Origin of the sequence: Thiolinea disciformis DSM 14473, assembly GCF_000371925.1 — a bacterium.
In the GTDB taxonomy this organism is placed as follows: Bacteria; Pseudomonadota; Gammaproteobacteria; order Thiotrichales; family Thiotrichaceae; genus Thiolinea; species Thiolinea disciformis.
In genome coordinates, this window is the sequence record NZ_AQVE01000034.1 from 1 (window position 1) to 24,497 (window position 24,497).

24 protein-coding genes are annotated in these 24,497 nt (G+C 44.9%); 17 read left to right on the forward strand and 7 right to left on the reverse strand.

Annotated features, from left to right (window positions below):
* Nucleotides 1-287 (forward strand): IS1 family transposase (locus A3IE_RS0117910; protein WP_020396944.1); only part of this gene is annotated, 287 nt, incomplete at its 5' end.
* A gap of 254 nt (nucleotides 288-541) precedes the next feature.
* Here the strand turns inward: A3IE_RS0117910 and ligA are convergent.
* The gene (ligA, locus tag A3IE_RS0117915) at nucleotides 542-2,560 is read right to left on the reverse strand and encodes an NAD-dependent DNA ligase LigA (protein ID WP_020397003.1); all 2,019 of its coding nucleotides are present in this window, start codon (nucleotides 2,558-2,560) and stop codon (nucleotides 542-544) included.
* 116 nt (nucleotides 2,561-2,676) lie between these two features.
* Between ligA and A3IE_RS21255 the strand changes: the two genes are divergently transcribed.
* From A3IE_RS21255 to A3IE_RS0117935, 4 genes are all read left to right on the forward strand, one after another.
* Nucleotides 2,677-3,252 carry a Crp/Fnr family transcriptional regulator gene (locus tag A3IE_RS21255; RefSeq protein ID WP_020397004.1) on the forward strand — a complete coding sequence of 192 codons (576 nt, stop codon included), beginning with the start codon at nucleotides 2,677-2,679 and terminating at the stop codon, nucleotides 3,250-3,252.
* Nucleotides 3,253-3,332: 80 nt separating this feature from the next.
* Nucleotides 3,333-3,839 carry an anthrone oxygenase family protein gene (locus tag A3IE_RS0117925; RefSeq protein WP_026155019.1) on the forward strand — a complete coding sequence of 169 codons (507 nt, stop codon included), beginning with the start codon at nucleotides 3,333-3,335 and terminating at the stop codon, nucleotides 3,837-3,839.
* An 81-nt stretch (nucleotides 3,840-3,920) separates the two neighbouring features.
* Nucleotides 3,921-5,612 (forward strand): ABC transporter permease, encoded by a 1,692-nt coding sequence (locus tag A3IE_RS0117930; protein ID WP_020397006.1) that lies wholly within the window; start codon nucleotides 3,921-3,923, stop codon nucleotides 5,610-5,612.
* Nucleotides 5,609-6,646, forward strand: coding sequence for an ABC transporter ATP-binding protein (locus A3IE_RS0117935; protein WP_020397007.1), 1,038 nt, complete (start codon nucleotides 5,609-5,611; stop codon nucleotides 6,644-6,646). Before A3IE_RS0117930 ends, A3IE_RS0117935 begins: the two co-directional genes overlap by 4 nt.
* Before the next feature lie 47 nt (nucleotides 6,647-6,693).
* On the opposite strand, the gene hemP is transcribed toward A3IE_RS0117935, so the two are convergent.
* Genes hemP through exbB form a run of 4 tightly spaced genes read right to left on the reverse strand, consistent with a single transcriptional unit; the run spans nucleotide 6,694 to nucleotide 8,785 of the window.
* Nucleotides 6,694-6,879, reverse strand: coding sequence for a hemin uptake protein HemP (gene hemP, locus A3IE_RS0117940; protein WP_020397008.1), 186 nt, complete (start codon nucleotides 6,877-6,879; stop codon nucleotides 6,694-6,696).
* Nucleotides 6,880-6,900: 21 nt separating this feature from the next.
* Nucleotides 6,901-7,968: an energy transducer TonB gene (locus tag A3IE_RS22325; RefSeq protein WP_020397009.1), complete on the reverse strand. Its 1,068-nt coding sequence runs from the start codon at nucleotides 7,966-7,968 to the stop codon at nucleotides 6,901-6,903.
* Nucleotides 7,969-7,970: 2 nt separating this feature from the next.
* A complete protein-coding gene (locus A3IE_RS0117950; RefSeq protein ID WP_020397010.1) occupies nucleotides 7,971-8,351 on the reverse strand; it encodes a biopolymer transporter ExbD in 381 nt (126 codons plus the stop codon).
* Nucleotides 8,348-8,785: a TonB-system energizer ExbB gene (gene exbB, locus A3IE_RS0117955; RefSeq protein WP_026155020.1), complete on the reverse strand. Its 438-nt coding sequence runs from the start codon at nucleotides 8,783-8,785 to the stop codon at nucleotides 8,348-8,350. Before exbB ends, A3IE_RS0117950 begins: the two co-directional genes overlap by 4 nt.
* Before the next feature lie 267 nt (nucleotides 8,786-9,052).
* On the opposite strand from exbB, the gene A3IE_RS0117960 reads away from it, so the two are divergent.
* The 5 genes from A3IE_RS0117960 (at nucleotide 9,053) to A3IE_RS0117980 (ending at nucleotide 15,205) form a co-directional block, all read left to right on the forward strand.
* Nucleotides 9,053-11,368, forward strand: a complete 2,316-nt coding sequence (locus tag A3IE_RS0117960) for a TonB-dependent receptor (RefSeq protein WP_110721599.1) — start codon at nucleotides 9,053-9,055, stop codon at nucleotides 11,366-11,368.
* A 15-nt stretch (nucleotides 11,369-11,383) separates the two neighbouring features.
* The gene (locus A3IE_RS0117965) at nucleotides 11,384-12,067 is read left to right on the forward strand and encodes a Fe2+-dependent dioxygenase (RefSeq protein ID WP_020397013.1); all 684 of its coding nucleotides are present in this window, start codon (nucleotides 11,384-11,386) and stop codon (nucleotides 12,065-12,067) included.
* A 9-nt stretch (nucleotides 12,068-12,076) separates the two neighbouring features.
* Nucleotides 12,077-13,084 carry a Fe(3+) ABC transporter substrate-binding protein gene (locus tag A3IE_RS0117970; protein ID WP_020397014.1) on the forward strand — a complete coding sequence of 336 codons (1,008 nt, stop codon included), beginning with the start codon at nucleotides 12,077-12,079 and terminating at the stop codon, nucleotides 13,082-13,084.
* A 202-nt stretch (nucleotides 13,085-13,286) separates the two neighbouring features.
* Nucleotides 13,287-14,075, forward strand: coding sequence for an META domain-containing protein (locus A3IE_RS0117975; RefSeq protein ID WP_020397015.1), 789 nt, complete (start codon nucleotides 13,287-13,289; stop codon nucleotides 14,073-14,075).
* A gap of 140 nt (nucleotides 14,076-14,215) precedes the next feature.
* Nucleotides 14,216-15,205: a Tle-like phospholipase domain-containing protein gene (locus A3IE_RS0117980; RefSeq protein WP_020397016.1), complete on the forward strand. Its 990-nt coding sequence runs from the start codon at nucleotides 14,216-14,218 to the stop codon at nucleotides 15,203-15,205.
* A gap of 308 nt (nucleotides 15,206-15,513) precedes the next feature.
* Here A3IE_RS0117980 and A3IE_RS0117985 read toward each other — a convergent pair whose 3' ends face one another.
* Nucleotides 15,514-15,723, reverse strand: a complete 210-nt coding sequence (locus tag A3IE_RS0117985) for a substrate-binding domain-containing protein (protein WP_020397017.1) — start codon at nucleotides 15,721-15,723, stop codon at nucleotides 15,514-15,516.
* A 38-nt stretch (nucleotides 15,724-15,761) separates the two neighbouring features.
* Between A3IE_RS0117985 and A3IE_RS22330 the strand changes: the two genes are divergently transcribed.
* Entirely contained in the window at nucleotides 15,762-18,158 is a 2,397-nt protein-coding gene (locus tag A3IE_RS22330) for a putative glycoside hydrolase (RefSeq protein WP_020397018.1), read from the forward strand.
* Between the two features lie 88 nt (nucleotides 18,159-18,246).
* On the opposite strand, the gene A3IE_RS21275 is transcribed toward A3IE_RS22330, so the two are convergent.
* On the reverse strand, nucleotides 18,247-19,248 hold the full coding sequence (locus A3IE_RS21275; RefSeq protein WP_020397019.1) for an AraC family transcriptional regulator: 1,002 nt from the start codon (nucleotides 19,246-19,248) through the stop codon (nucleotides 18,247-18,249).
* A gap of 175 nt (nucleotides 19,249-19,423) precedes the next feature.
* On the opposite strand from A3IE_RS21275, the gene antA reads away from it, so the two are divergent.
* The 6 genes from antA (at nucleotide 19,424) to A3IE_RS0118020 (ending at nucleotide 24,336) form a co-directional block, all read left to right on the forward strand.
* A complete protein-coding gene (antA, locus tag A3IE_RS0118000) occupies nucleotides 19,424-20,812 on the forward strand; it encodes an anthranilate 1,2-dioxygenase large subunit (protein ID WP_020397020.1) in 1,389 nt (462 codons plus the stop codon).
* A 3-nt stretch (nucleotides 20,813-20,815) separates the two neighbouring features.
* The gene (gene antB, locus A3IE_RS0118005) at nucleotides 20,816-21,301 is read left to right on the forward strand and encodes an anthranilate 1,2-dioxygenase small subunit (RefSeq protein ID WP_020397021.1); all 486 of its coding nucleotides are present in this window, start codon (nucleotides 20,816-20,818) and stop codon (nucleotides 21,299-21,301) included.
* 17 nt (nucleotides 21,302-21,318) lie between these two features.
* Entirely contained in the window at nucleotides 21,319-22,332 is a 1,014-nt protein-coding gene (gene antC / locus A3IE_RS0118010; RefSeq protein ID WP_020397022.1) for an anthranilate 1,2-dioxygenase electron transfer component AntC, read from the forward strand.
* A gap of 167 nt (nucleotides 22,333-22,499) precedes the next feature.
* On the forward strand, nucleotides 22,500-22,826 hold the full coding sequence (locus tag A3IE_RS22925; protein WP_157832901.1) for a hypothetical protein: 327 nt from the start codon (nucleotides 22,500-22,502) through the stop codon (nucleotides 22,824-22,826).
* A gap of 182 nt (nucleotides 22,827-23,008) precedes the next feature.
* A complete protein-coding gene (locus tag A3IE_RS0118015) occupies nucleotides 23,009-23,281 on the forward strand; it encodes a hypothetical protein (protein WP_020397023.1) in 273 nt (90 codons plus the stop codon).
* 2 nt (nucleotides 23,282-23,283) lie between these two features.
* A complete protein-coding gene (locus tag A3IE_RS0118020; RefSeq protein WP_020397024.1) occupies nucleotides 23,284-24,336 on the forward strand; it encodes an ankyrin repeat domain-containing protein in 1,053 nt (350 codons plus the stop codon).
* Nucleotides 24,337-24,497: the final 161 nt, after the last annotated feature.

Genomic DNA, 24,497 nt, shown 5'->3' on the forward strand with positions numbered 1-24,497 from the left:
CGCGAGCCGATAGCACCTTGAAGCAACTCTTGGAACGGTTGACACCTTTCAAACTGGCATTGTATTGCACGGATGATTGGGGCGCTTATGAGCGTTTATTGCCTGAAGATAAGCATTTAATCACTAAGCGCTACACACAAAGCATTGAACGGCAAAACCTGAATTTGAGGATTTGGATTAAACGTCTAGCACGCAAGACGATCTGTTTTTCTAAGTCTATCGAGATTCATGACAAAGTCATTGGAACCTGTATCGAAAGACGCTTCTTCAACTCCTTTAAATCATGACCAAATAGCGAATACGCACTAGATCCGGCTCGGAAATAACGATCAAAACCTTGCTCAATACCGTATTTGAGAAGTTGTAAACCATACAAGCGATGCTCTTCCCAGTATAGGTCTCTAGAGTCATTTTCATAATACTCAAGAAGACTCAACCAAGTTTCTTGATTGGTTTTAATCAATTCCGCTTTCATCTTAGTGAATTTTCCTTCAAATTATTCTCCAGATTAGCTAAGTATAGAGGCGATTCATTAAAATGCTTACAATTCTTTAGGCATGACTAATAATTCTGCTAATTCAGCCTCATCCAAAATACTCACTCCCAAACTCTCCGCCTTTTCTAATTTAGAGCCTGCCTCCGCGCCCGCAATCAAAGCAGTAGTTTTCTTGGAAACACTATTCGAAACTTTCGCGCCTAAATTTTCTAAATCGGCTTTAATAGCTTCGCGTGAGCGACTTAGTGTGCCAGTAATCACATAGGTTTTACCCGCCAAAGGTAAGGCTTCCACCGGCTTAGCCTCGTAGTTTGCCCATTGCACACCCAGCTCGCGTAAGTTACTGATCGTTTTGGTGTTATGAGCTTCTTTGAAAAATTGCGTAATGCTCATAGCACTAATGGGGCCAACATCAGGCACTAATTTCAAGGTTTCCTCATTGGCAGCTTGCAATGCTTCCAGCGAACCAAAATGGCGTGCCAACGCTTTCGCGGTCGATTCACCAACATCACGAATGCCCAAACTATAAATAAAACGTTCTAAGGTAGTAGTTTTACTGGTCTCCAAAGCAGCGAGAATATTTTCCGCTGATTTATCCCCCATGCGCTCCAAAGCCACGAGTTGCTCTTTGGTCAAACGATACAAGTCATCCACATGACGAATTAAGCCTTGCTCAAAAAACTGCTCGACTAATTTATCGCCCAAGCCATCAATATTCATGGCGCGACGTGAAGCAAAATGTTTAATCGCTTCCTTCACTTGTGCGGGACAATACAAGCCACCGGTACAACGTGCCACCGCGCCTTCTTCACTGCGCTTGACTTCAGAGCCACACACTGGACATTGCGCTGGCATACTAATCACTTGTACCGTCGCAGGACGTTTTTCCAGAACCACCCGCGCCACTTCAGGAATCACATCCCCCGCACGGCGCACAATCACAAAATCACCCACCCGCACGTCTTTACGCTCAATCTCATCCATATTGTGCAAAGTGGCATTGCTCACCGTGACACCACCCACGAATACTGGCTTCAAGCGTGCCACAGGAGTCAAGGCTCCGGTACGTCCGACTTGGAATTCCACCGCCTCCAATTCAGTCATTTCTTCTTGGGCAGGAAACTTATGGGCAATTGCCCAGCGTGGCGCACGACTCACGAAACCGAGTTCTTGTTGGATTTTGAGCGCATTGACTTTGTACACCACGCCATCAATGTCATAAGGCAAGCGTGCACGCTTGGCACCGATCTCATGGAAATACACCATACAAGCCTTTGCGCCTTGCACGACTTTTATATCGGGGCAAACCCGCAAACCCCATGCTTTAAACTGCTGTAAAACAGCGTAATGCTGGTCAGGAAGCTTGCCGCCTTCAGCAATCCCCAGCGCATAGCAAAACATCTCCAAGGGTCGCTGTGCTGTCAGACGCGGATCAAGTTGACGCAGACTACCAGCAGCGGCATTACGCGGATTGGCAAAAGTCTTTCCACCTTCTGCGGCTAAGCGCTGATTGAGCTTATTAAAACCGGCTTTCGGCATATAAATTTCGCCACGCACTTCTAAGCGAGCCGGATAATCATTACCCAATAAGCGTAAAGGAATAGATTGAATGGTGCGTACATTCGCGGTCACATCTTCGCCCGTTTCACCATCGCCACGGGTTGCAGCCCGCACGAACACGCCATTTTCATATAAGAGACTAATCGCTAAACCGTCTAATTTTGGCTCAGCCACATATTCAAGTTCGGTTTCATCCTTTAAACGCTCGTGAATACGCCGATCAAAATTATTCAGCTCTTCCTCGCTAAATACATTCGCCAAGGACAACATGGGCAATTCATGACGCACACTACCAAATTCACTTAAGGCTGCCCCCCCTACACGCTGGGTCGGTGAATCAGCCGTAATGCACTCAGGATGTGCGAGCTCTAAAGCCTGCAATTCGCGAAATAAACGGTCGTATTCTGCATCAGGAATTTGCGGATCATCGAGCACATAATAAAGATGATTGTGGTGACGAATTTGCGTGCGTAAGGCGTCGATTTGTTCTTGTATGCTGGGCATTAAAAGCACCTTATTGAACGAATAGGTTGGCGGCAAAATAGGTGAACATGATACCTCAAAGCACGCTTAAGCTGAAAACACTTGTAGTTTAAGGCTTGATTTGCACAATAAGGCTTATGGACACTCGACACCCAGCACCGCTCACAAGCCTTGAAGCCTTACTCAAGCCCGACTTAATAGAATTGCTCAAGCCCCACTTTCGCTCCAAACACTATAAACGTGGTGAGGCTTTGCTAAGGCAAAATGAACTGTGGCAACAGGTTTTTTTGATTGAAACTGGCTTAATTCGGCTTTATTTCTTGCGGTCTGATGGGCGCGAATTTAATAAAAACTTCTACCGCGAAGGACAGTTAGTCTGCCCGCTTACCCCACATATGCTACACAAACCCGCCTTATTCGGGATTAGCTGTATTGAAAACTGTACTATCTGGCAATGCTCTGCCACCAGTTTTATGGAAATACTCCAAGGCCACCACGCGTGGAATCTTGTACAAAGTCATTTTTTAAGTCAATTAGTCGATCACAAATTACAACGTGAACATGATTTACTCAGTTTGTCTGCTAAAGAGCGTTATACAGCGTTTTGCGAACGACAGCCTGAATTAGCATCACGTATCCCTTTAGTGCAGCTTGCCAGTTATTTAGGGATAACTGACGTTTCTTTATCGCGTTTGCGACATGCTGCTAAATAAGATCTTGGCGCTTATCATTTGATAAGGCTGTCTTGAGCCTGCTAGGTGATACTGAATTATCTTTATTGTATGGATAATTGATGATGACAGCACCTTCCTACCGCTTGCTTGAAAATAGCAGCATCGCATTCAGCGTCTTAATGTTCGGCATTATGGCGGGATTTTTCTGGACTTATACCTTCAATGTTAATTTAGCCACCGCACAACTCGATGGCGCTACTTATGCGCGTGTGCAATCACTTTTCAATGTGAATGTGCGCCACGCCATGTTTTTCACCTTCTTCTTTGGGACTGGCCTAGCGGCCATTGTTGCCTTATTAATCAATTACAAACACTACCAGCAAGTCAGTTATTGGTTATTGGCTTTAGCTGCACTGCTCTATGTCGCGGGCATTATTGTGTTCACACGCCAAATTAATTTACCGTTGAATTACTACACCGAGTCGTGGAATCCCCTGCAACTTCCCAGTGATTGGCAAACCACGCGCCAGTCTTGGAATCAAGCCAATGCTTGGCGCACTGCCTGTTCTTTCTTGAGCTTTAGTTTGGCACTACTTACTTTATTAATCCGTAGTCTCAAAAACTAGCTTCTTAACCTAAAACGCGTGCTTGCCAGTCACTCAGTAACTCAGTGATAATGAGAATAATTATTATTAATGTGAGTACCCATGCAAGCAGCGCTCAGTGTAACAGCCCCTAGCAAAACGCCTCGCCTTAGACTGCCCAGTCTGCTATCGCTCTGGAAAGTTGGATTGATCAGTGTGGGGCTGGTATTTACCCTGCCTCTGTGGGTGATTGTGAGTTACCTATTAATTCCTGAAGACGACGTCTGGCAACATTTAGCAGAAACCGTCCTATCAGGCTATTTAAGCAATACGCTATTACTCAGCCTCGGTGTTGGCTTAGGCGTATTATTAATGGGCATTCCGGCGGCATGGCTGACCAGCATGTGTGATTTTCCCCTTCAGCGCTTCTTTACGTGGTCATTGCTACTACCGCTTGCGATGCCTGCCTATATTATTGCCTATACCTATACGGGTCTTTTAGATTTCGCAGGCCCCATTCAAAACCTAGTACGCGACTTAGCGGGCTGGCGTTATGGCGATTATTGGTTTCCAGAAATCCGCTCCTTGGGTGGTGCAATAGCGATGTTGTCACTGGTACTCTTTCCCTATGTCTATTTACTCGCACGTGCCGCTTTTTTAGAACAATCCTTATGTGTACTCGAAGTTAGCCGCACATTAGGCTGTAATGCATGGCAAAGTTTTTATCGTGTCGCGCTACCCCTAGCACGCCCTGCGATTATTACTGGCTTATCCCTCGCGTTGATGGAAACTTTAGCGGATTTTGGCACGGTACAATATTTCGGCGTAGATACCTTCACCACCGGCATTTTCCGCACTTGGTTTGGCCTAGGCAATGCAGCAGCCGCTGCACAATTATCAGCCCTATTACTAGGCTTTGTTTTTGTCTTATTAGTATTGGAACGCTGGTCGCGGCAACGTGCACGCTACCATCACACCACCAATAAATATGCCCGCCTAAAACGCTATCAACTCCGAGGCTGGTCTGCTGGACTAGCCGTGCTTTTTTGTAGCTTATTGGTCTCGCTGGGGTTTTTAATTCCCATCGCTCAATTATTGTATTGGGGCTTATTTTCCGCAACGACCCGTATAGATGGCGCGTTTATTGAACTGGTTTGGCACAGCTTAAGCCTAGCCACCATGGCGGCACTCCTTACCTTAGGTTTGGCGCTCTTACTCGGCTATGGTAAACGTATTTATCCGAGTAAACTGCTACAATTCACTAGTCGCTTAGCGGGAATGGGCTATGCACTGCCCGGTACGGTCTTAGCCATTGGCTTACTCATCCCCTTGGCATGGTTGGATAATCAATTAAACGCAGGACTACAAACTTATTTCAATCGCTCGTGGGGTTTAGTACTCAGTGGCAGCTTATTCACCCTGCTCTGTGCCTATAGCATTCGATTTCTATCTGTGTCGTTGCAAACGGTGGAATCTGGTTTAGGCAAAATTAAACCCAGTCTCGACAACGCCGGACGCTCCTTAGGCTTAAAAGCTTGGGAAGTGTTAGCGCGTATTCACTTACCGCTTATGAAAGCTAGCCTGCTCACCGCTTTATTATTAGTTTTCGTTGATGTATTAAAAGAGCTACCCGCCACACTCCTCATGCGTCCTTTCAATTTTAATACCCTCGCAGTACGTGCGCATGAGCTAGCCTCGGATGAGCGCCTAGCCGATGCGGGTTTACCGGCGCTAATGATTGTAGCAGCAGGCATTATTCCTGTGATCCTCTTAAGCCGTTCGATTAGCCGCGCAAGAGCGGGAGATTCGGCATGAGCGAATTGATCTTGCAGGATGTACAAGTTCGCTATGCACAAAAAATCATTATTCCGCAATTTAATCTAAATCTCGATGCAGGGATGATTGGTTGCCTTTTAGGGCCTAGCGGTTGCGGAAAGACCACCCTATTACGAGCGATCGCGGGCTTTGAAGCGATTAGTGCGGGTAGCATCCACTTAGCGCAACAGATCATCAGCTCACCAGATGTCCATATGCCGACGGAGCAACGCTCAATAGGGATGGTATTTCAAGATTACGCCTTATTTCCCCATTTAAACATTGCTGCAAATATTAGCTTTGGGATTCGTCACTTAAACACCACGATGCGCCAAAAGCGTGTCAAAACTTTACTGGCGTTAGTCAATTTAAGTGGCTATGAGAAACGCTATCCGCATGAATTATCCGGTGGTCAACAGCAGCGAATTGCCTTGGCACGTGCATTGGCGCCCCGTCCACGCTTATTACTATTGGATGAGCCGTTTGGCAGCCAAGATGTAGCATTACGCGAAGCCTTAGCGGTGGAAGTGCGTGATATTTTAAAGCACGAAGGCACGACCGCCATTTTAGTCACACATGATCAACAAGAAGCTTTTGCCATGGCAGATCGTATTGCGGTTATCCATGAAGGAATGTTGCAACAATATGACAGCGCTAGCCACTTATACCACCAACCCAGTAATACATGGGTGGCACAATTTATTGGTCAAGGCGTTTTAGTACCAGCGCAGCTCAACCAAGCCAATAACTTACAAACAGCTTGGGGTGAATTGCCGCTCCGTTCAGCCAAAACCTTCACTACTCAAAGCCTTCAAATCTTAATTCGCCCCGAAGCGATTCAATTAACTGAGCACGGGAGTTTTCAAGCCAAGATCGTGAAAAAGACTTTTCGCGGCGCCGATGTGCTGTATAGCTTGCGCCTAGCGGATCAGAGTGAATTATTAGCAAGCAGTGCTGAAGCACAGTTCCTGTTAGATCAAGAAGTTCGTTTTTCCATTAATACCGAGCAACTTATTGTTTTTGAAAAGGATTAAACAGTCTGGCTAGCAAAGCTTGGCTTGACTGGCTTGGGAGTTGTCGCTCAGGAGGAGCTTAAATTCAGTGTCTTGTCATCGGCTGCGGTGAGAATCAAATTACCGCGTCGGGTAATGGTTAAATAATAAAAGCGTTCGCCGTGTTGTAGCATGATTTTCTTACAATTCGACATTAACTCTTGCAGATTAACGCTACGCAAACACGGGTTTTCAGGGCTTTCTGTCGGTTTCATAACACTCTAACTCACACTTAATTAATTCAAATTAAAATTCACAGGCACTTGCACTATCGAGGCAATATGCTGTCCATCGCGCTGTGCAGGGATAAATTCCCACGCTCTGACGGCTTTCAGCGCTGCAGCATCTAAACTCGAATGCCCCGAGGATTGATGAACCTGCACACTGATTGCCTGCCCTTGTGGACTGACTTGGGCGCGTACAATCACCGTTCCCTCGATACCGGCTTGCAAAGCACGTTCGGGATAATCGGGTGCACGCGGCTTGGAACGAAAACTCGGCTTCATCACAACCGGCACACTTTGTTCCGTACTAGGGGTGGCGGAAGTAACAGGCTTCGCAGTCTGTGCACGCCTAGCAGCCTCGGCAACTTTTGCTTGCTCAGCTTGTTGCTGTTCAGCTGCTTGACGTGCCTGCGCTTGTTCAAGCGCTTTTTGCTGGTGCATTTTTTCCTGCACCTGCTCCCATTCACGCCGCTTTTGTTCGGCTAATGCACGTTCCGTCAGACGTTGTTGCTCAGCTAAACGCGCCCGCGCTTCGGCAGCTTGCTTAGCCTCCCACTCACGCTTGCGTTGCTCAGCCAAAAACCTCTCTTGTGCTATACGCCCCTGTTCGGCTAAACGCGCCTTTTCTTGCGCTAGTTGTTGTAAACGTGCTTGCTCTGCTGCCTGTTGGCGCTGCTGTTCCAACAATCTGACCTGCTCCTGTTGAGCAGCTTTTTCCTGCTCTAATTTCCGCTGTTGTGCTGCTAATGTTTCACGATCTGCTTTGGTTTTTTCGATCGCTTTTTCAGGTTTAGGCCTCGGTGGCTTTTTTTCAGTAGCTTCTTTAATCGGCTCTAGCGGTTTAACAGGCTCTCGCAAAGTCTCAGCGACTTCCTCCACTGGCGTCTCCTGTATTACCGGCTCAGGTAAAGCCTCCAACATTTTCAGCTCAGGTACTGGTGGTGGCTCAAACATCGCCAAACTAATCGGCATGAGGTCTGGCTCAGTTTTTTTCGTGGTTTGTGCAAATAATACAGGCACTAATAACAGTAAGCTGCCATGTACCAATGCCGAAGCACCAAAACCTATCCAACGCGCCATGTTCATGAGCTTTTCTGAGCTTGAATCGATAAGTGATTAAGCTGCTGAGCCTTGAGCAAATCCATTAACTGCACAAACTGCTCAAATGCGGCGGTCTTATCAATGCGCAACACAATAAAAGTATCCGCATTTACGGTTTTTAAACGTTCTTGCAACTGTTCTACTGACACCGCTTCATTTTTAAAAAATAAAGACTTATCCGCATTCAACGCAATTTCTAAGCTTTCCTGATCCTTAGGTGGCTGACTAAGCTGCTTAGCACTTGGCACATTTACCTCAATCAAACCTTTGGACACAAAGCTTGCCGTAGTGAGCACAATCGCTAACAGCACCAACATAATGTCAATAAAAGGAATCATGTTGATTTGGTCAAAACGCTTCATGCTTGACTATCCTGCAAAGCCTTCCAGCGTGATACCAGCACATCGACTTGGCGCAATAAACCGTTATAAAACAACATGGCAGGAATCGCGACCAAAAGACCCGCTGCCGTTGCTTTTAAAGCCATCGCCAAACCGACCATAATATTATTTACATTAATGCCATCGCCCTGCCCCATTTCATAAAAGGTCAGCAAAATACCTAATACCGTCCCCAACAATCCTACATAAGGTGCATTCGACCCTACGCTAGAAATAGTAGTTAAATGACGCGTCAACGCCACTTTCAATAATTCAATATGCTGGAATTGCGCTAAGTGTTTGCGCATCTGCCAGAAGTAAATACAACGCTCGAGCGCCAAAGCCAACATAACAAAACTCATGAAACCCAACACAGCTAGCACCATGTGATCCAAGTGCAGTTTGAGAAACTCCATCATTTGCGCCAAATCCTTTATCCATTTCCTCAAAGGGCTGCACCTTGGCGACTGACGACATAAACAGTTAGCTAGTGGTGTCAAGCGGTCTTAATGATAATGATTCTTATTTTATTTGCAAGGGCTTGACCATGAAAATAAGAATTATTATCATCTTACAACACTAATGCCCAGCATCGCATAGCTCATGTTCGCCACGGATGCTCTGATGGATTTTGATTAAGAGCTTTAAAGGAGATTTGAGTGAGCTATGTGAAACAACCCCTTATGCTGCGAACAGTTGCAGCACGTCGTGAGAGTAATGCGCTGCTAGTAGTGCCTGTGACCTGTTTATTGCTGGCGAGCGTTCCCACTCAAGCGCAAACAGGCGCTGAGACAACGGTATCCCAAAACCAACTGAAGCTTAAAAAACCTGAAGTGACTGAATTAGAGGGCGTTACTGCTCACGCTCAAAAACGACCAGCGGGGAGCAATCCGAATGCCAATCCGGCTGCACCTTATAAAATTGAACGCTCTGGTAATACCAAGCTTACTGAACCCTTACGCAATATTTCTAAAACCATCATAGTCGTGGGTAAGGAGCAATTGGCGGATACCAATACCACAGCACTTAAAGACTTAATGCGCACGCAAGCTGGCATTACGCTAGGAACCGGTGAAGGTGGCAATGCACAAGGTGATCGTTTCATTATTCGTGGTTTTGAGGCAAGGGGTGATATTTTTGTTGATGGGCTGCGTGACCCCGGCGTGGTGACACGCGAAGTATTTACCGCTGAACAAATCGAGATTGCTAAGGGCGCGAGTTCGACTTTTGCGGGGCGGGGTACCACTGGCGGCGCCGTGAATAGTGTTAGCAAAAAGCCACAAGCTAGCAATTTTGGTAAGGCCACTGCCATTATCGGACATGATAAGCGTGCTAGCTTAGATGTGAATCGTGCGCTGAACGATAAGCTCTCAGTGCGTGGTAATCTGATGTGGCAAGATTCTGATATTGCTGGTCGTGATGAGGTGTTTGATAAGCGTCATGGCGCAGCACTGGCGGCGGACTATCGCTTCAATGATAAGGTCGAATTCTTAGTCGATTATTATCATTTACGCACCGATCAAATGCCGGATCGCGGCCATCCTTGGGATACCTTTACCAATAAACCGGCTGATGTGAACCGTGATAATTTCTACGGCATTGTCGGAAGGGATTTTCAAGAAACGGGTGCAGATGTTTTAACCGGTACACTGGACATTAAATTATCGGATCAAACCCAGCTCAGTAGCAAAACCCGTACTGGCAAAACGACTAATAATTATATTGTTTCCACACCTTCTAATTGGACGCCACGCGGTCAAGCGGCTCAAGCCTTAAGTGCTACCAGCACCATGACCAATCGTGCTTCTACCGCCGGTTTTATTAATAAATCTGTCGCGAATAACACGCAATTAAGTCATGAATTTCATCTCGGTGCGGTAGAGCATCATGTTGTGGGTGGAGTGGAATGGAGTGAGGAAAAGGTCACTAACCAAGGCTATGTCTTAAACACTTATGATGCCACCACTAATCCAACAGGCATTCCTGCACCTGCCTTAAATGTCATGAATCCCAATAATCACGCGTCCGCCCCACAGATTAAAGGTCGCGCCGAAAACACGTCAAAAGTCAATGGCAAGGTACAGTCGTTTTATCTGATGGATACCGCCAAATTGAATCCACAATGGGAAGCTTTTGGAGGGATACGTCATGATCTTTTTGAGATTGAACGCCAAGCGCGTGAAGGTACTTATGATGTGAATAGTGACTCCAAGGACACTACCAACTTCGTCAATGGTCATGTGGGAGTGGTCTATAAACCGCGTGAAAACGGCAGTATTTATGGATCAGTGAGCAGCTCCTCTAATTTGCCCGGCGAAATGTATGATTCGGGTGGTGTCGATTATGGTGGCATAACGCCTTTAGTGGCGGCCTTGAAAAAGCCTGAGAAAAATAAAACCACTGAAATCGGTACAAAGTGGGATGTGGCGAATAACAAACTAGCTCTGACCGCAGCGCTTTTTCAAACGGATAAGAAAAATAAAATTGAGGTCACAGGTACCGGAGCCACGCAAGTCGCCAGCCAAACTGGCGCGATACGGGTAAAAGGTTTGGAGTTAGGCGCTACCGGTAATGCCAGCGAAAAACTAAGCCTATCCGCCGGAGCAGTCTTAATGGATACCGAAGTTACCGATTCGACGCTTAGCTCCAATATCGGTAAGAAATTGGCAAATGTCGCCGAGAAAAGCGCCAGTTTTAATGCCAAATACCAACTCACTCCCCAATTAGCGGTGGGGGGCGGTGCTGTATACACCGGTGTGATTCGAGCAGGAACTTTCGCCGCTAATGTGCAAAACAATGGTAGTAATGTAGAACTGCCTAGTTCAAAACGCCTTGATTTAATGGCTGAATACAAGGTCGCCAAAAATCTCACCGCGCAACTTAATGTGAAAAATGTCGCTGACGCAACCATCTATGAAGCGCTGTATCGTAGCCCTTCCCCATTTGTGTATGTCGCACCCGGTCGCACCATCAATGTGGGATTAAGTTATGATTTCTAAGGGGACACTAGGCTCATGTTAGTGTGCATTCCTCAGGTCTTGAATGCTGAACAAGTCGCTTACTGCCGTGCTCGCATGGCAGAAGCAGATTGGGTCGATGGACGCGTTACGGCTGGCGCACAATCAGCAACGGTAAAATACAATAGCCAATTGCCGGAAAACTCACCAATAGCGCAAGCACTAGGTGACTTGATTCTAGATGCTTTAGTGCAAAGTCCTACCTTTATTTCAGCCGCCTTACCGCTCAAAATTTTCCCGCCACTCTTTAATCGTTATGAGAATGGCGGGCATTTTGGTGTGCATGTAGATAATGCCATTCGCCATGTAGCAGGCACGCTCGTTCGCGTTCGCACTGACCTATCTGTCACCTTATTTTTGACGGAACCAGAAGAATATGAGGGGGGCGAATTAGTGATTGAAGACACTTATGGAACACAAGCGATTAAGCTTGCGGCAGGCGCTTTGGTACTTTACCCCTCCAGTAGCCTACATCGCGTCGAGCCGGTCACCCATGGTGCACGTATCAGTTCATTTTTCTGGTTACAAAGCATGGTACGCGATAATGCAGATCGCGCCCTACTTTATGATCTCGACCAAAGCATTCAAACCCTTGCCAACGAAAAAGGTTTAGGGGACGCACACGTTTTACGTCTTTCTGGTATTTACCACAATCTTATTCGCCGCTGGGCGGATACCTAAGGAGTGTTTATGAAATCTTGGTTAGCAGCAAGTCTCTTGTTATTCAGTAGCAGCTTAGTATTAGCAAATGAAGTTAATGTCTATTCAGCCCGTGAAGAGCAACTCATTAAACCTTTATTAGATGCTTTTAGCAAAGATACCGGCATTAAGGTGAATCTAATTACTAGCGAAGATGATCCTTTATTGGAGCGCTTAAAACGCGAAGGCACTAATTCACCAGCAGATATTTTAATTACCGCCGATGCGGGACGTTTAGGGCGCGCCGTTGATAATAATTTACTGCAACCCATTCAATCTGAAAAACTGCAACAAGCCATACCCGCAAATCTACGTGACCCTGAAAACCGCTGGTTTGGTTTAACGTCACGCGCACGTGTGATTTTCTACGATAAAAGCAAGGTGAAGGCCAGCGATTTATCGACTTATGAAGCTTTAGCTGATCCAAAATGGAAGGGCAAAATTTGCATTCGCTCCTCTGGCAACATTTACAACCAATCGTTATTAGCTTCAATGATTGAAACTAACGGTGCCGAAAAAACGGAAACGTGGGCCAAAGGTTTGGTGGCTAATTTTGCGCGCCCCCCGAGTGGGGGTGATCGTGATCAAATCAAAGCAGTCGCCGCTGGACAATGTGATATTGCCGTAGCGAATACCTATTATTACGCTCAAATGTTATCAGGCAAGGATGCTGCTCAAAAAGAAGCGGCAACTAAAGTTACCTTGTTCTGGCCTAACCAAAATGATCGCGGGACTCACATTAATATTAGTGGTGCAGGTGTGACAGCTTCGGCGAAAAATAAAGAAAATGCGCAAAAACTTTTGGAATATATGGTATTAGATGATGCACAGCGTTGGTACTCTACGACCAATGGCGAATTTCCTGTCAAACCAGGTATTGAACCTGCTGACACCTTAAAACAATGGGGAAATTTTAAAAGTGACGCGATCAATCTCTCTATACTTGGCAAAAACAATGCTGAAGCCGTAAAAATTATGGACAAGGTTGGTTGGAAATAACCAGCTAATCCTAACTGACTGGGTGATCTATATTACCTAGTCAGTAATTCAAAACAACCACTAAGCCTCTCTGAAGTCTATTTAAAAAACAAAAACCCATTTATAGTTTTGAATTCCTTGTCTAATTATAGTAGTAAACGCAATGGGAACTTTTTAGACACAAACTGCTTCTAAGCTCTACCTTTCACCTTAAGGATTTACTATGAAAAAACGCTATGCTTTCATTGCGCTTTTACTAATGACTTGGGCTTTATTTCATCCCCTACAGGTTAATGCTGCTACACCGTCCCTGAACCAAAGCCAATGGCAAATTCAGAGTGTCACGGCTTGGCGTGGTCGTCCACCTACTAACCTTCAACCGCCGGTACATATTGGTTTTGGACCAAACCAGCAATTATATGGCAGTGACGGCTGTAACTATTTCAATGGGCGCTATCAGCTTAAACCTAAAAGTCATTCGTTGAGCCTAAGCATGGGCGCCACTAGCTTAATGGCTTGCCCGCCGCAACACTCTAGCTTCGCGCGCGCATTTACGCAGGCTTTGTCCCAAACAGCAAAATATAGCGTATCTGGTAATCGCCTAAATCTGTTAAATCAAAAAAATCTAGTACTGGCAAGCTTCATCAAGCCATCAACTGCACTAGGCGGTACCAATTGGAAAGTGCTCGGCGTTAATATGGGCAATGCGTTTGTATCTAGCCTCAACACTGAGCGCATGACGGCTCAATTTGGCAAAGATGGCTCACTGAGTGGTTTTTCAGGCTGCAATCACTATTCAGGACGTTATACGCTCAATGCCGCGCAAGCTAGCTTACGCGTGAATAGTCCATTGGCTAGTACCAAAAAAATGTGTGCTGATCCCGATCTTGCGAAAGAAGAAGCTGCCTTCTTGCAAACATGGAGCCGAGTACGTAGCTATCAGCGTTTGGCTAATGATTTGACTTTAAGTGACTCAAAAGGCTTAAGAATAATCACGTTACGCCTCCCCTAGCTATTTTCATAGCGCACTCTTGCTTTGAGTGCGCTTCCCTTCTATCAGCGTATCCCTACATTTCACCCTAAGCCATAAATACAATCTATTTTCTTCTCGCTTATAGTTTTATTTATAAATAAATATTATAGGCTTTACCCATGGCATTCTTAGCACTTCATCAGCTAGTACGCACCAGCACCTTGCTGCCACGACCCGTTCAATCCGGTAATGTAACTTATCAACACGCACCCGCTACTAGCTCCAGTTTTAGTCAAGCAGCGGCCCCACGCGCCTCAAGTTCGCAGATAGTAAGACCCTTAATTAATAGCTTAATTAGCCAAGTGATTGACTCCCAAAATCCAGCCACACCTAGCTTAAACACGAATCGCACCCTGAATGCTAATCGTGCACAACAGTTCCTCCCTTATTTAAATTTAAGTGATAGTGCTTATCAAGATAGTGGTGCACCAGTCGGTTGGGATCGCTTAAACATGACGGAAATTGGCGGCGTGCCCTTACATGATGCACATACTGGCTTTGATGCTGTCGCATTTCGTAATCGCAGCACAGGTGAAGTTTCTATCGCATTTCGCGGCAGTGAAAACCCGCAACAAGCACGTAATGATTGGCAAGATGATAGCCTACAAGCGAATGGACAAGTTTCACCCCAGCTATATCACGCTTTAGCCTTATCGCGGGCGGCTGCCAATACCTATGGTTCCCACTTGAGCTTTACGGGGCATAGTTTAGGGGGCGCTTTAGCACAAGTCGCTGGTTTAAATGTCGGAAGACCCACCTATACCTTCAATGCGGTCGGGTTAAATCCAGCGACACAAAGCTTATTAGGCAACCGCCTTAACCAGAATCAACATTTAATTCATAATACGGCAATGCGTGGTGATATTGTGACAGACTTGGACAATGCCCAAGATGGCGACTCGCTCAGGTCTGAATCACGTTTGGTAGGCAATACTTATTATGCGGATGATTCAGGCTTCACCCCTTTGCGCATCTTGAATAATCCTTTTACACGCCATTTATTACTACCCTTGCGCGAATCCTTGGAAAGCACTAGCGGACAAGTTGATCAAACGAATGACACGATGGATTTAGCAGTTTGGGCTTTGCAATCATTTTTGCGTTCGTGAAGCCATAGCTGATGATCAACGCCAACCAGTCACCCCCATGAGATGACTGGTGGGTCGAAACGGTAGGAGGAGTCAATTCACTACCGAGGAGAAGCAAATTTTAGTCTACTCTGCTATGCCAACAAAGCTATAGATTTCTGACTAAGTGCTACTGAATGGTTGGATAAGCTGTAGTTGGAGCGCCACGCACTCACCTAATTATATTCAGCAGTCTTACTATCTCTGATAATAAAGGCTATATCCAATAAGTAGCTGATCTTGAACCTATAAACAAAGCGCAATCCTCAGCAAAAACTTCGAGCTAACCATTAGGGCTCGAGATAAGCACTGGTAGAATCTCTCGCCATTAACCAAGGATCAATCACTTGAACCGCATCAATCGTTTCTTTGTTAAGCAAAGCCAGCAAGGTCTCCGCCGCTAAGCGTCCCAAAGCACGCCTAGGTTGATGTATAGTCGTTAAAGCAGGAATAAAGTGCTCGGCAATCGGTAAATCATCATAGCCGGCTACAAGGTACATTAGGCTCAGATGCACATCGTGCCTTAGCACGCGAAGCGGTGAGCAAATCCTTGGTATTATTGAAAAATAAAGCCAATGCACTGCCACTGAAAACCACTCAAAAAGTTTATCTAGCCGGTAGCGCTGCCAACAACCTGCAAAAACAAACTGGTGGTTGGTCGTTAACCTGGCAAGGCACGGAAAATACACTGGCGGATTTCCCCAATGCCACCACGGTTAAAACGGCATTAGAAGCACAAATTGGCAGCAGTAATATTATTACCGATATTAATGCCGTCGATACCAATACCATTGCGGTGATTGCAATTGGTGAAGACCCTTATGCAGAATTTGTCGGCGATTTGAAAGATCACCAAACCTTAGATTTTGCTACCTTAAAGAGTTCGTACAGCGCCGATTTGGAAGCGATCAAAGCGGCAAAAGCCAAAGGGATGCAAGTTGTCACTATCTTCTTCTCGGGTCGTCCGATGTATATGAATGAGGCGATTAATAACTCTGATGCGTTTATCGCTGCATGGTTACCTGGTACAGAAGCTACTGGTATTACTGATGTGTTATATCAAGTGAATGGTAAAGACTTTACCGGACGCTTGTCGTATACATGGCCGAATACTAAATGCTCGACCACGATTAATCGCACACCGACCAATATTCCAAACTATGTCACTCCTAGTTTCGAGCAAAGTTTAGTCGGTGAACATGCACCCTTATTTGCTTATGGGTATGGTTTGTCTTATGCCGGTGGCGCAGGTACTACTGATTTAGATAATTTACCGCTAGACAGTCGCAACTATGGCTGTGGTCAGTCCGAACCAGATACTGGTGTCGCCACGATTCCGCTCGAAGTTTACAACCGTAATGCCGGTGGTGAATTTGTGATGCGCATTTCAGGGGCAAACAATGGTTGGGTCGCGATTCCCGTTTCAGGTCAAACCGAAACCAATCAAGGCAATGTTTCCACGCGCCCCATCAATTATCAAGGCCAATACGATGCGGTCAATGTAAAATTTGATGGTCAAGCCCTTGCTCAGCTTTATCTACAATATGCAGATGAACAGGGACAAGACAAAACCTCTTATTTGAATGCGGAGTCTACCTTACAATTTGATATTCGCATGCTGCAAGCACCGACTAAAGCCTTAAACCTTGCACAGCACTGTGTATGGCCATGTTTGGGGCAAGTCAATATTGCGCCACATTTACCAGCGGTCTCTGCTACTTGGTCAACCGTAAAAGTGCCACTGCAATGCTTTGCTGAGGCTGGCATGAACTTTAGCACTATGAATACGCCGTTCTTATTCCTGACTGAAGGTGAAGCGCAATTTGACTTAGGTAATATTCGTATTGTACCGAAAAGCATTGATCCTGCAGCTGACGCGCTCACTTGTGCGGCATTGTTTGGTACTAATCCGAACGATACGCCGATTGACGTAGGCACGGTCACCGATAGTACTGCACTTGCTGTGGGTTTCCGCGATGAAGCAGCCAATGCATTAGGCATTAATGTCAATGGCACTGCATTGAATAGTGCTACCTTAAGAACCAGTTCTAATGCTTATCAAGGAACATCGTCTTTATTGTTAAGTCACAATGGCACTGATTGGGGTGGATTCTTCACAGAATTCAATCCAATAATGGATTTAAGTGGCTACGACAATATCGAATTAGCCATCGCTGCGCCATCGAGTTTAAGTGCTTTGGAACTGAAATTTGATGATGCAACTAACGCAGCGCTCCCTAAAAACATTTTATCCTATCCATCACGCACTAGCGGTATTTGGAAAATCTACACTATCCCCCTAAAGGATTATGTTGGTGTTGATATGAAACAAATCCGCAATATGGGCTTTTGGAATCCTAAAACCAGTGCAGGCGCTTACTTAAAAGGTGATATTTTAATTGATGATATTAACCTCACCAAAAATACCACCATTGATCTAGGCACGATTACCGAGGACAAAGCCTTAACCGTTGGTTTCCACGATGAAGCTAATAATCCTTGGGCGACGATTACTGGTACAGCATTGAATAGTGCCACGCTACGCACTAGCTCAACGGCTTATAGTGGAAATGCGTCATTATTAATGACACATAACGGTGCAGATTGGGGTGGTTTCTTTGGAGACTTCACTACCGTGCAGGATTTGAGTAGTTATAGCAGTATGAAGGTTGTTATTGCCGCTCCACCTGCTCTTGCCAAGTTAGAAATCAAGCTAGATGATGCAAATACGGGTACAGGCAAAAACCTCTTGTCCTACCCCAATACCACCAGTGGTATTTGGAAAATTTACACTGTACCTTTAGCTGATTTTGGACTGGATCTAAAGCAAATAAAAGCCTTAGGTTTTTGGCATCCCAAAGATGCAAACGATGCTTATCTGGCGTCTGACATTCTGATTGATGGTATTCAATTTGACGCTAGTCAGCCTCAGTAAACCTCGATAAATACAAGCGGGAGAGGTAGTTGCCCTACCTCTCCCGCCTTGTTTTTATGGTATTGCCCAAAAGTAGTTAGCTAAGCTTTTACTGCAAATAGCTTTTCAACTTACCCAAATGATCCATCTGAGCCTTGCGTAAGGTATCTGAGGGTAGCTCACCGAAACGTTCTTGATATTCATGTGCGAAACGCCCCAATTGCGTAAAACCACAATCCATGGCGATACTCGACACATTCGCATGAGACGGCGCATCCATTAGCCTTTCCCGCACCGCCTGAAAACGCAGGTTTCTAAAATAACTCATCGGCGTACATTGATAAGTTTGGCGAAAATCGCGATAGAGTCGTTCACGGCTAATCCCTACTGCCCGCTCTAAATCATCCAAGTTTAGTTCACACCCAATACTATCGCGCATAAACTGCTCTAAATCCAACAAGTACGCGGGACGATTCCGGCTCAAGTGCTCCAGCTCATGCGAGTAATTATGTGGTTGCGCATATAATAAGCCTGTAATGAGGCTTTCTTGGAAAGAGCGCCACACATCGGCAAAATCAAATAAGCTATTACTTTGATTGAGTGTGGTATGCAATTGCGCAATCAACTTCCACCAATCCTGAACACTGCCTTGAAGCTGCATGCCAGGCTGAAAGATCACTGGCTTAACCACGCGGCGATTTAAAAGTTTTTCCAATTTAGCTTCTACTGCGGCTCGGGATAAGCGCACTAGGTATTTATGGCAATCCTCGTTCAAGGTGAGATGAATCGGATGGCCAGGTGATAGAATGAGACCCGTTTGGGGATTGGACTCAAGCTGTTGTTTGCCACGCTCAAAATGTTGTGAGCCTTGAATGGGTAGGCTAATGCTATAGCTGTAACATAAATCTTCGGTACGAATATGAGCGCAGGTTGAATATTGAATCATTCCAACCGAAAGATCTGGCAAAGCCGCTCCACCATGGCGAAATAACAAATCACGGGGACAACGCACATCCAGCTGATGCGGGCCACAAATAGCAGTCATCCATTCTCGAGCCGAGCGAATCGTATTTAATTCAACGGCTAACAAGCGACGTTGTTGAGCTTGCACTTAGTTCATCCTCTCTACTAGTGAACACTGCCCAAGACAGTTCCACTATTCTCCTCCATCGAACTTTTATAATAGTGTGCCAAAAAATGTATATCAAATCTCGAAAAACTGCATATCTCCGCAATTCTCCCAAGCATTAGACTGTAAATTAGAAAATACACAGAGGAGAATAGCCATGGCCACAATGAGAACGGTGGACGAGTGGAAAGACTTTGTCAAAGGCTGTACCGATTTTCAAGCTGACAAGGGTATATTTCGCATTAAGCGCGATATGTTTACGGATAAGGCTTTATTTGATCTAGAAATGGAGCTGATTTTCGAAAAACAATGGATTTACGCTTGTCATGAAAGCCAAATTCCCAACCCCAATGATTTTATAACCATGCAAGCGGGTCGCCAGCCGATGATTATTAATCGGGATAGCGAGGGCAAACTTCATGCTTTTGCCAATACCTGCCAGCATCGTGGTGCAACCTTAGTCCGCGTCACGCAAGGCAATCAATCCACGTATACTTGCCCCTTCCATGCTTGGTGCTATAAATCCGATGGACGCTTAGTCAAAGTTAAAGCCCCCAGTGAATATGCCGACACCTTTGAGAAAGCCGGTCGCGGGTTAGCCGAAGCACGCTTACAAAGTTATAAAGGCTTTGTTTTTATTAGCCTAGATACGGCATCCACTGTCAGTTTGGAGGACTTCTTAGGCGATACGCGCTTATTTTTCGATATGATGGTCGAGCAATCCGAAACCGGTGAACTAGAGGTTATTCCCGGCCAATCCACTTACACCTTCAATGGTAACTGGAAGCTACAAAATGAAAATGGCTTGGATGGCTACCATGTTAGTACGGTACATTACAACTATGTCAGTACCGTACAGCATCGCAAAGAATTGGAAGCCCAGAAAAGCGGCAAACGCCAAGATACCCTTGATTACAGTAAATTAGGGGCAGGTGATGCGGATACCGACGATGGCTGGTTCTCCTTCCCTAACGGACACACCGTCTTATTCAGCGATATGCCTAATCCTGCTGTACGCCCGGGTTATGCCACTGTCATGCCACGCTTATTAGAAAAACATCCTAAAGAACGTGCGGAATGGACCATGCACCGCTTGCGCAATTTGAATATTTATCCAAGTTTATTCTTTATGGATCAAATCAGTTCGCAACTGCGCATTATTCGTCCAGTGGCTTGGAATAAAACCGAAGTCATTAGTTTATGTCTTGGCGTCAAAGGTGAGTCAGATGCAGATCGAGAAAACCGAATTCGCCAATTCGAAGATTTCTTTAATGTATCGGGTATGGGAACACCGGATGATTTGGTGGAATTCCGCGAATCGCAACGTGGCTTCGAAGCGCGTTTAGCCGAATGGAGCGATATTTCACGCGGCTATCATACGTGGCAATACGGTGAAACGAAGAACTCAAAAACCCTCGGTATTCATCCAGTCATCACGGGTATGGAATTTACCCACGAAGGTTTATACGTCAATCAGCATGGCGCCTGGCAACAGCAAATGCTGGCTGGTTTGGAAAGAAAAGCACGTGCCGAGCAGGAGGGCTAAATCATGAGCCATCAGCAATCCTTAGAGCAGTTTTTTTACCAAGTCTCTGCGTACTGTGATGCACAAGATTGGGATAATTATTTAGAGCAATTTGCGCCCGAAGCCCCCCTGCATATTCCTCAGTGGAAATCGGAGCATGAATACACGACCAATCCTAAACGGGAAATGTCGTTGATTTATTATGCAAATCGTGATGGTTTAGAAGATCGGATTTTCCGAATTCGCACCGGCAAATCGGCTGCCTCCACACCGATGCCACGTACACTGCATATGATTAGTAATCTTCGCTATACTGAGCAAAGTGCGGAAGTACTGGCTGTGTCCATGAATTTTGTTACTCACTATTATCGCTTTGGTGAAAGCAATCTGTTTTATGGACAGGCGAACTATACGGTGAAGCCGCACGGTGATAGCTGGCGCATTACCTCGAAACAGGTCATTGTGCTCAACGATAAAATTGATTCAGTATTCGACTTTTACCACGTCTAATACCCTAAGGAGCGCATATGCCACATACGGCTACCCTCGTTTTTCGCGATGGTCATACTGCAACGATTGAAGTTCGTGACAAAGAATTACTCATGGATGCGGCACGCCGTCACGGTGTGAATTTACCGGTCGATTGCCGTGAAGGTGTATGCGCTACCTGTCGAGGTATTTGTGAAACGGGCAAATTTACGCTCGATTATGTGGATAGTGATGCACTCACCAAAGCAGAACTGGCAAAAGGTCATATATTGGCCTGCCAGACGCGTCTACAAAGCGATGGTGTCTATAGCTTCGATGTTGACTCGAAAGTTTGCAAAATGGCAGTGGGCAAATTCCAAGGCACGGTGACAGCCATAGAAAAAGTATCTGAAGCCGCTGCGACCTTAACGCTAGCCTTAAGTCCTTCCGACAAGCCGCTTCGCTATATGGCAGGCCAGTATGCACGTTTAAATATCCCTAATACGGATCAATGGCGTGCCTATTCGTTTGCTAATGCCTCCGCTGATACAGGCAGTTTGCGTTTCTTAATTCGTTTATTACCCAGTGGGGTGATGAGCGATTATGTGCGGGAACGCTGCAAAGTAGGTGATGTCATTCAGATGGAAGCGCCGATGGGTGTGTTCTATTTACGCAAAATTGAGCGGCCTTTGGTGATGATTGCTGGCGGTACGGGCTTATCCGCTTTCTTAGCCATGCTCGAAAGTCTCACACAACAAACGGATCTTAACCAAGCGATTCGCCTTTATTATGGTGTGAATCAAGAAGCCGATCTCAGCGAATTACAGCGCTTAGATGCTTTCAAAACACAACTGGCTGATTTTGATTATAAAACGGTCATTATGCGTCCGAGTGAGTCATGGCAAGGTAACAAAGGCGTCGTGACCGATATACTCGACTTAGATTTCCTACAACAAGCGTTTGATGCTTATCTATGTGGCCCGCCTGCCATGATTGAAGCCTCTCGGGCTTGGTTAGACAGCCACAAGGTCGCTGAGCACCATTTCTATTTCGAAAAATTTATCTCGAGCTAGGCTGGTTAAAATTCTGGTTTAGATTATTTCCCTCTAACTTTTTAATTTTAAATGACTTTTCGCACTAAAAGTGCAGTAAAAAACTTAACAAACTTCATCCGTGAGCCTACTCACTATGGGTAGGCATAATTAGCTTTTGCTGTGTGCTAAGGCAATAGACTCTGATTTTGCTAGGGCTTAATAAAGGTAAGGTTGCTTATAGTGACTGGGCAGAATTAAAAAGTACAGAGGCGGTAGTTTTACTCAGCAATAGAAAAAAAGTAATAAGAACTACTAAAAACCAACGATTTATAACTTTCTTGTTATTGCTTGGTGCAATTAATACACCTGTACTAGCTAGTGTAAAAAATACTTCATATGCGCCGTCTTCAGAGTGGTATACGCGATTTTCACTTCCACATTATCGAAAACAGTTACTAGATGCAGGTGGATCGATAAAAATAACAATAGAAAATAGGTTATTCTTTCCTGAATTGGCAAAACAAGGGTGGTAATACCGTGGGTTATAGCTATGCTCTCGATAAACTCTCTCGTATCAGCCTGAACGAACCAGTGTATTTGAACCAAATTGCTTATACTTCTACCAGCAATCGCCCGTTGGCAAAGGTCTGGATGGCACGGTGTATCGCAAAACCTATGATATGATTATGCGGCTTATCCCAAGGCTCCATGTTCTATGCATGGTAAGGCTGGTAATTCATTAGGAAGAAATCTCACCTCCGACTCGGCAAAAGCATTAACCGAGAAAAAGATAGATTGGGTAAGAAGTGCTGAATTTCACGAAAACAATCAATATTACACTAGCCAAGGCAAAAAACTTTATTATACTTTCTCTCAAGGACACGAAGTAGAAGATATACAAGAATATAGTAATATCAAGCACTATTTTGCACATACCACTGAGCCAAATGCACAGATAACACTAAAGCGTTTTAACAGTGAGAAATAGCTATGAATACATGTGTCTCTACTTTACTGATAGCCAGTTGTTTATTAATTATAAACGTGTGTTTATCCATTTGTGTGCAAGCAGATAGCACTATTAACAAAAGATCTATAAAGAATCGCCAAAACGTTGAGTTAACTGATAAACAAGCTCGTATATTAGATGCTAACATAATGAGGAGTGACCAAGATTGCCGTTTTTTTTATGAGAGGCGACCTAGTGATCTTAATATTACCGCTCATGCTATTTATCGCTGTTTTGTGAGTCTTAGAGCATGGCCTACCCCTAATAATCGAAAAATCTTAGGGCTTTCTCAACAACAGAATAATGACAAGAATTTGTTTGATCGATATTTTATCAATCGAATGAAGCTTTATATAATAGGACTTTCTAAGGTAGAAAGGTCTAAATTTTTCAGATTTATAGCTAGTGGGGAGTCTGAAAACCGATATCTTATTCAAACTTTAATATATCTTGGTTTGCCTGTTAAAGAAACTCTGTTGCAACAAGTATTAGATGGCGGTAACTTTGCTAGCTGTACAGCTTATAGGTTCTTCTTAAATAAGAATCTAATTCTTTACCAACAAAACAGAACACTCAACGAATCGATTCCTTATTTTAATGACACAAGTAATATATCCGATTCTTATCGTTGGGAGGATTTACATCATTTAACAGATGTTATCTTATATTCCGCTTATTGTTATGAGGAAATAAAGCTGCTAGCAAAAGCCAATCCTAAATTATTGAATAATAAACGGCGTATTGATGGAGCAACTCCTTTGCATTTATACCTTCGGGGAACTTACGGTATCAACTCAGCTCATCTAGAGATTATTGCTACGTTAATTAGCCCAACCAACATCAATATGAAATCCGGTTATGGAGATACACCATTACATGAATTTCTTAGCCATAGATGCTTATTAGGTCGTGCCGAAGAGCAAGTGATTGATTTGCTGATTTCCCGTGGTGCCAATGTTAATATTAGGAATACGGCTGGCGAAACAGCAAAGACCCTAATATTAAAACATCGGACGGAAGGATGTCCTAAATAGCCATCTAAAACGATCTATCTAAGGTCTACTCCGATAGTCCTGATTCAACAAGGCAAGACCTATCGTATTCATGCCGATCAGATTGATACCCCACGTGTATTAAGCGATGCGAGCGGTAAAATCGTATGGTCGTGGGAGAGTAAACCGTTTGGCGACACCAA

What these genes read in the sequence shown, in the direction of transcription:
- A3IE_RS21255 (WP_020397004.1), top strand. Translation starts at nt 2,677, where the DNA reads ATGGACACTCGACACCCAGCACCGCTCACAAGCCTTGAAGCCTTACTC.
- A3IE_RS0117975 (WP_020397015.1), top strand. Translation starts at nt 13,287, where the DNA reads ATGAAAAAACGCTATGCTTTCATTGCGCTTTTACTAATGACTTGGGCT.
- A3IE_RS0117985 (WP_020397017.1), bottom strand. Translation starts at nt 15,723, where the DNA reads ATGTACCTTGTAGCCGGCTATGATGATTTACCGATTGCCGAGCACTTT.
- A3IE_RS0118015 (WP_020397023.1), top strand. Translation starts at nt 23,009, where the DNA reads ATGCATGGTAAGGCTGGTAATTCATTAGGAAGAAATCTCACCTCCGAC.
- A3IE_RS0117980 (WP_020397016.1), top strand. Translation starts at nt 14,216, where the DNA reads ATGGCATTCTTAGCACTTCATCAGCTAGTACGCACCAGCACCTTGCTG.
- A3IE_RS0117970 (WP_020397014.1), top strand. Translation starts at nt 12,077, where the DNA reads ATGAAATCTTGGTTAGCAGCAAGTCTCTTGTTATTCAGTAGCAGCTTA.
- A3IE_RS0117965 (WP_020397013.1), top strand. Translation starts at nt 11,384, where the DNA reads ATGTTAGTGTGCATTCCTCAGGTCTTGAATGCTGAACAAGTCGCTTAC.
- A3IE_RS0118020 (WP_020397024.1), top strand. Translation starts at nt 23,284, where the DNA reads ATGAATACATGTGTCTCTACTTTACTGATAGCCAGTTGTTTATTAATT.
- exbB (WP_026155020.1), bottom strand. Translation starts at nt 8,785, where the DNA reads ATGGAGTTTCTCAAACTGCACTTGGATCACATGGTGCTAGCTGTGTTG.
- A3IE_RS0117930 (WP_020397006.1), top strand. Translation starts at nt 3,921, where the DNA reads ATGCAAGCAGCGCTCAGTGTAACAGCCCCTAGCAAAACGCCTCGCCTT.
- A3IE_RS22325 (WP_020397009.1), bottom strand. Translation starts at nt 7,968, where the DNA reads ATGGCGCGTTGGATAGGTTTTGGTGCTTCGGCATTGGTACATGGCAGC.
- antA (WP_020397020.1), top strand. Translation starts at nt 19,424, where the DNA reads ATGGCCACAATGAGAACGGTGGACGAGTGGAAAGACTTTGTCAAAGGC.
- antC (WP_020397022.1), top strand. Translation starts at nt 21,319, where the DNA reads ATGCCACATACGGCTACCCTCGTTTTTCGCGATGGTCATACTGCAACG.
- A3IE_RS0117935 (WP_020397007.1), top strand. Translation starts at nt 5,609, where the DNA reads ATGAGCGAATTGATCTTGCAGGATGTACAAGTTCGCTATGCACAAAAA.
- ligA (WP_020397003.1), bottom strand. Translation starts at nt 2,560, where the DNA reads ATGCCCAGCATACAAGAACAAATCGACGCCTTACGCACGCAAATTCGT.
- A3IE_RS0117960 (WP_110721599.1), top strand. Translation starts at nt 9,053, where the DNA reads ATGCTGCGAACAGTTGCAGCACGTCGTGAGAGTAATGCGCTGCTAGTA.
- A3IE_RS0117925 (WP_026155019.1), top strand. Translation starts at nt 3,333, where the DNA reads ATGATGACAGCACCTTCCTACCGCTTGCTTGAAAATAGCAGCATCGCA.
- A3IE_RS0117950 (WP_020397010.1), bottom strand. Translation starts at nt 8,351, where the DNA reads ATGAAGCGTTTTGACCAAATCAACATGATTCCTTTTATTGACATTATG.
- hemP (WP_020397008.1), bottom strand. Translation starts at nt 6,879, where the DNA reads ATGAAACCGACAGAAAGCCCTGAAAACCCGTGTTTGCGTAGCGTTAAT.
- antB (WP_020397021.1), top strand. Translation starts at nt 20,816, where the DNA reads ATGAGCCATCAGCAATCCTTAGAGCAGTTTTTTTACCAAGTCTCTGCG.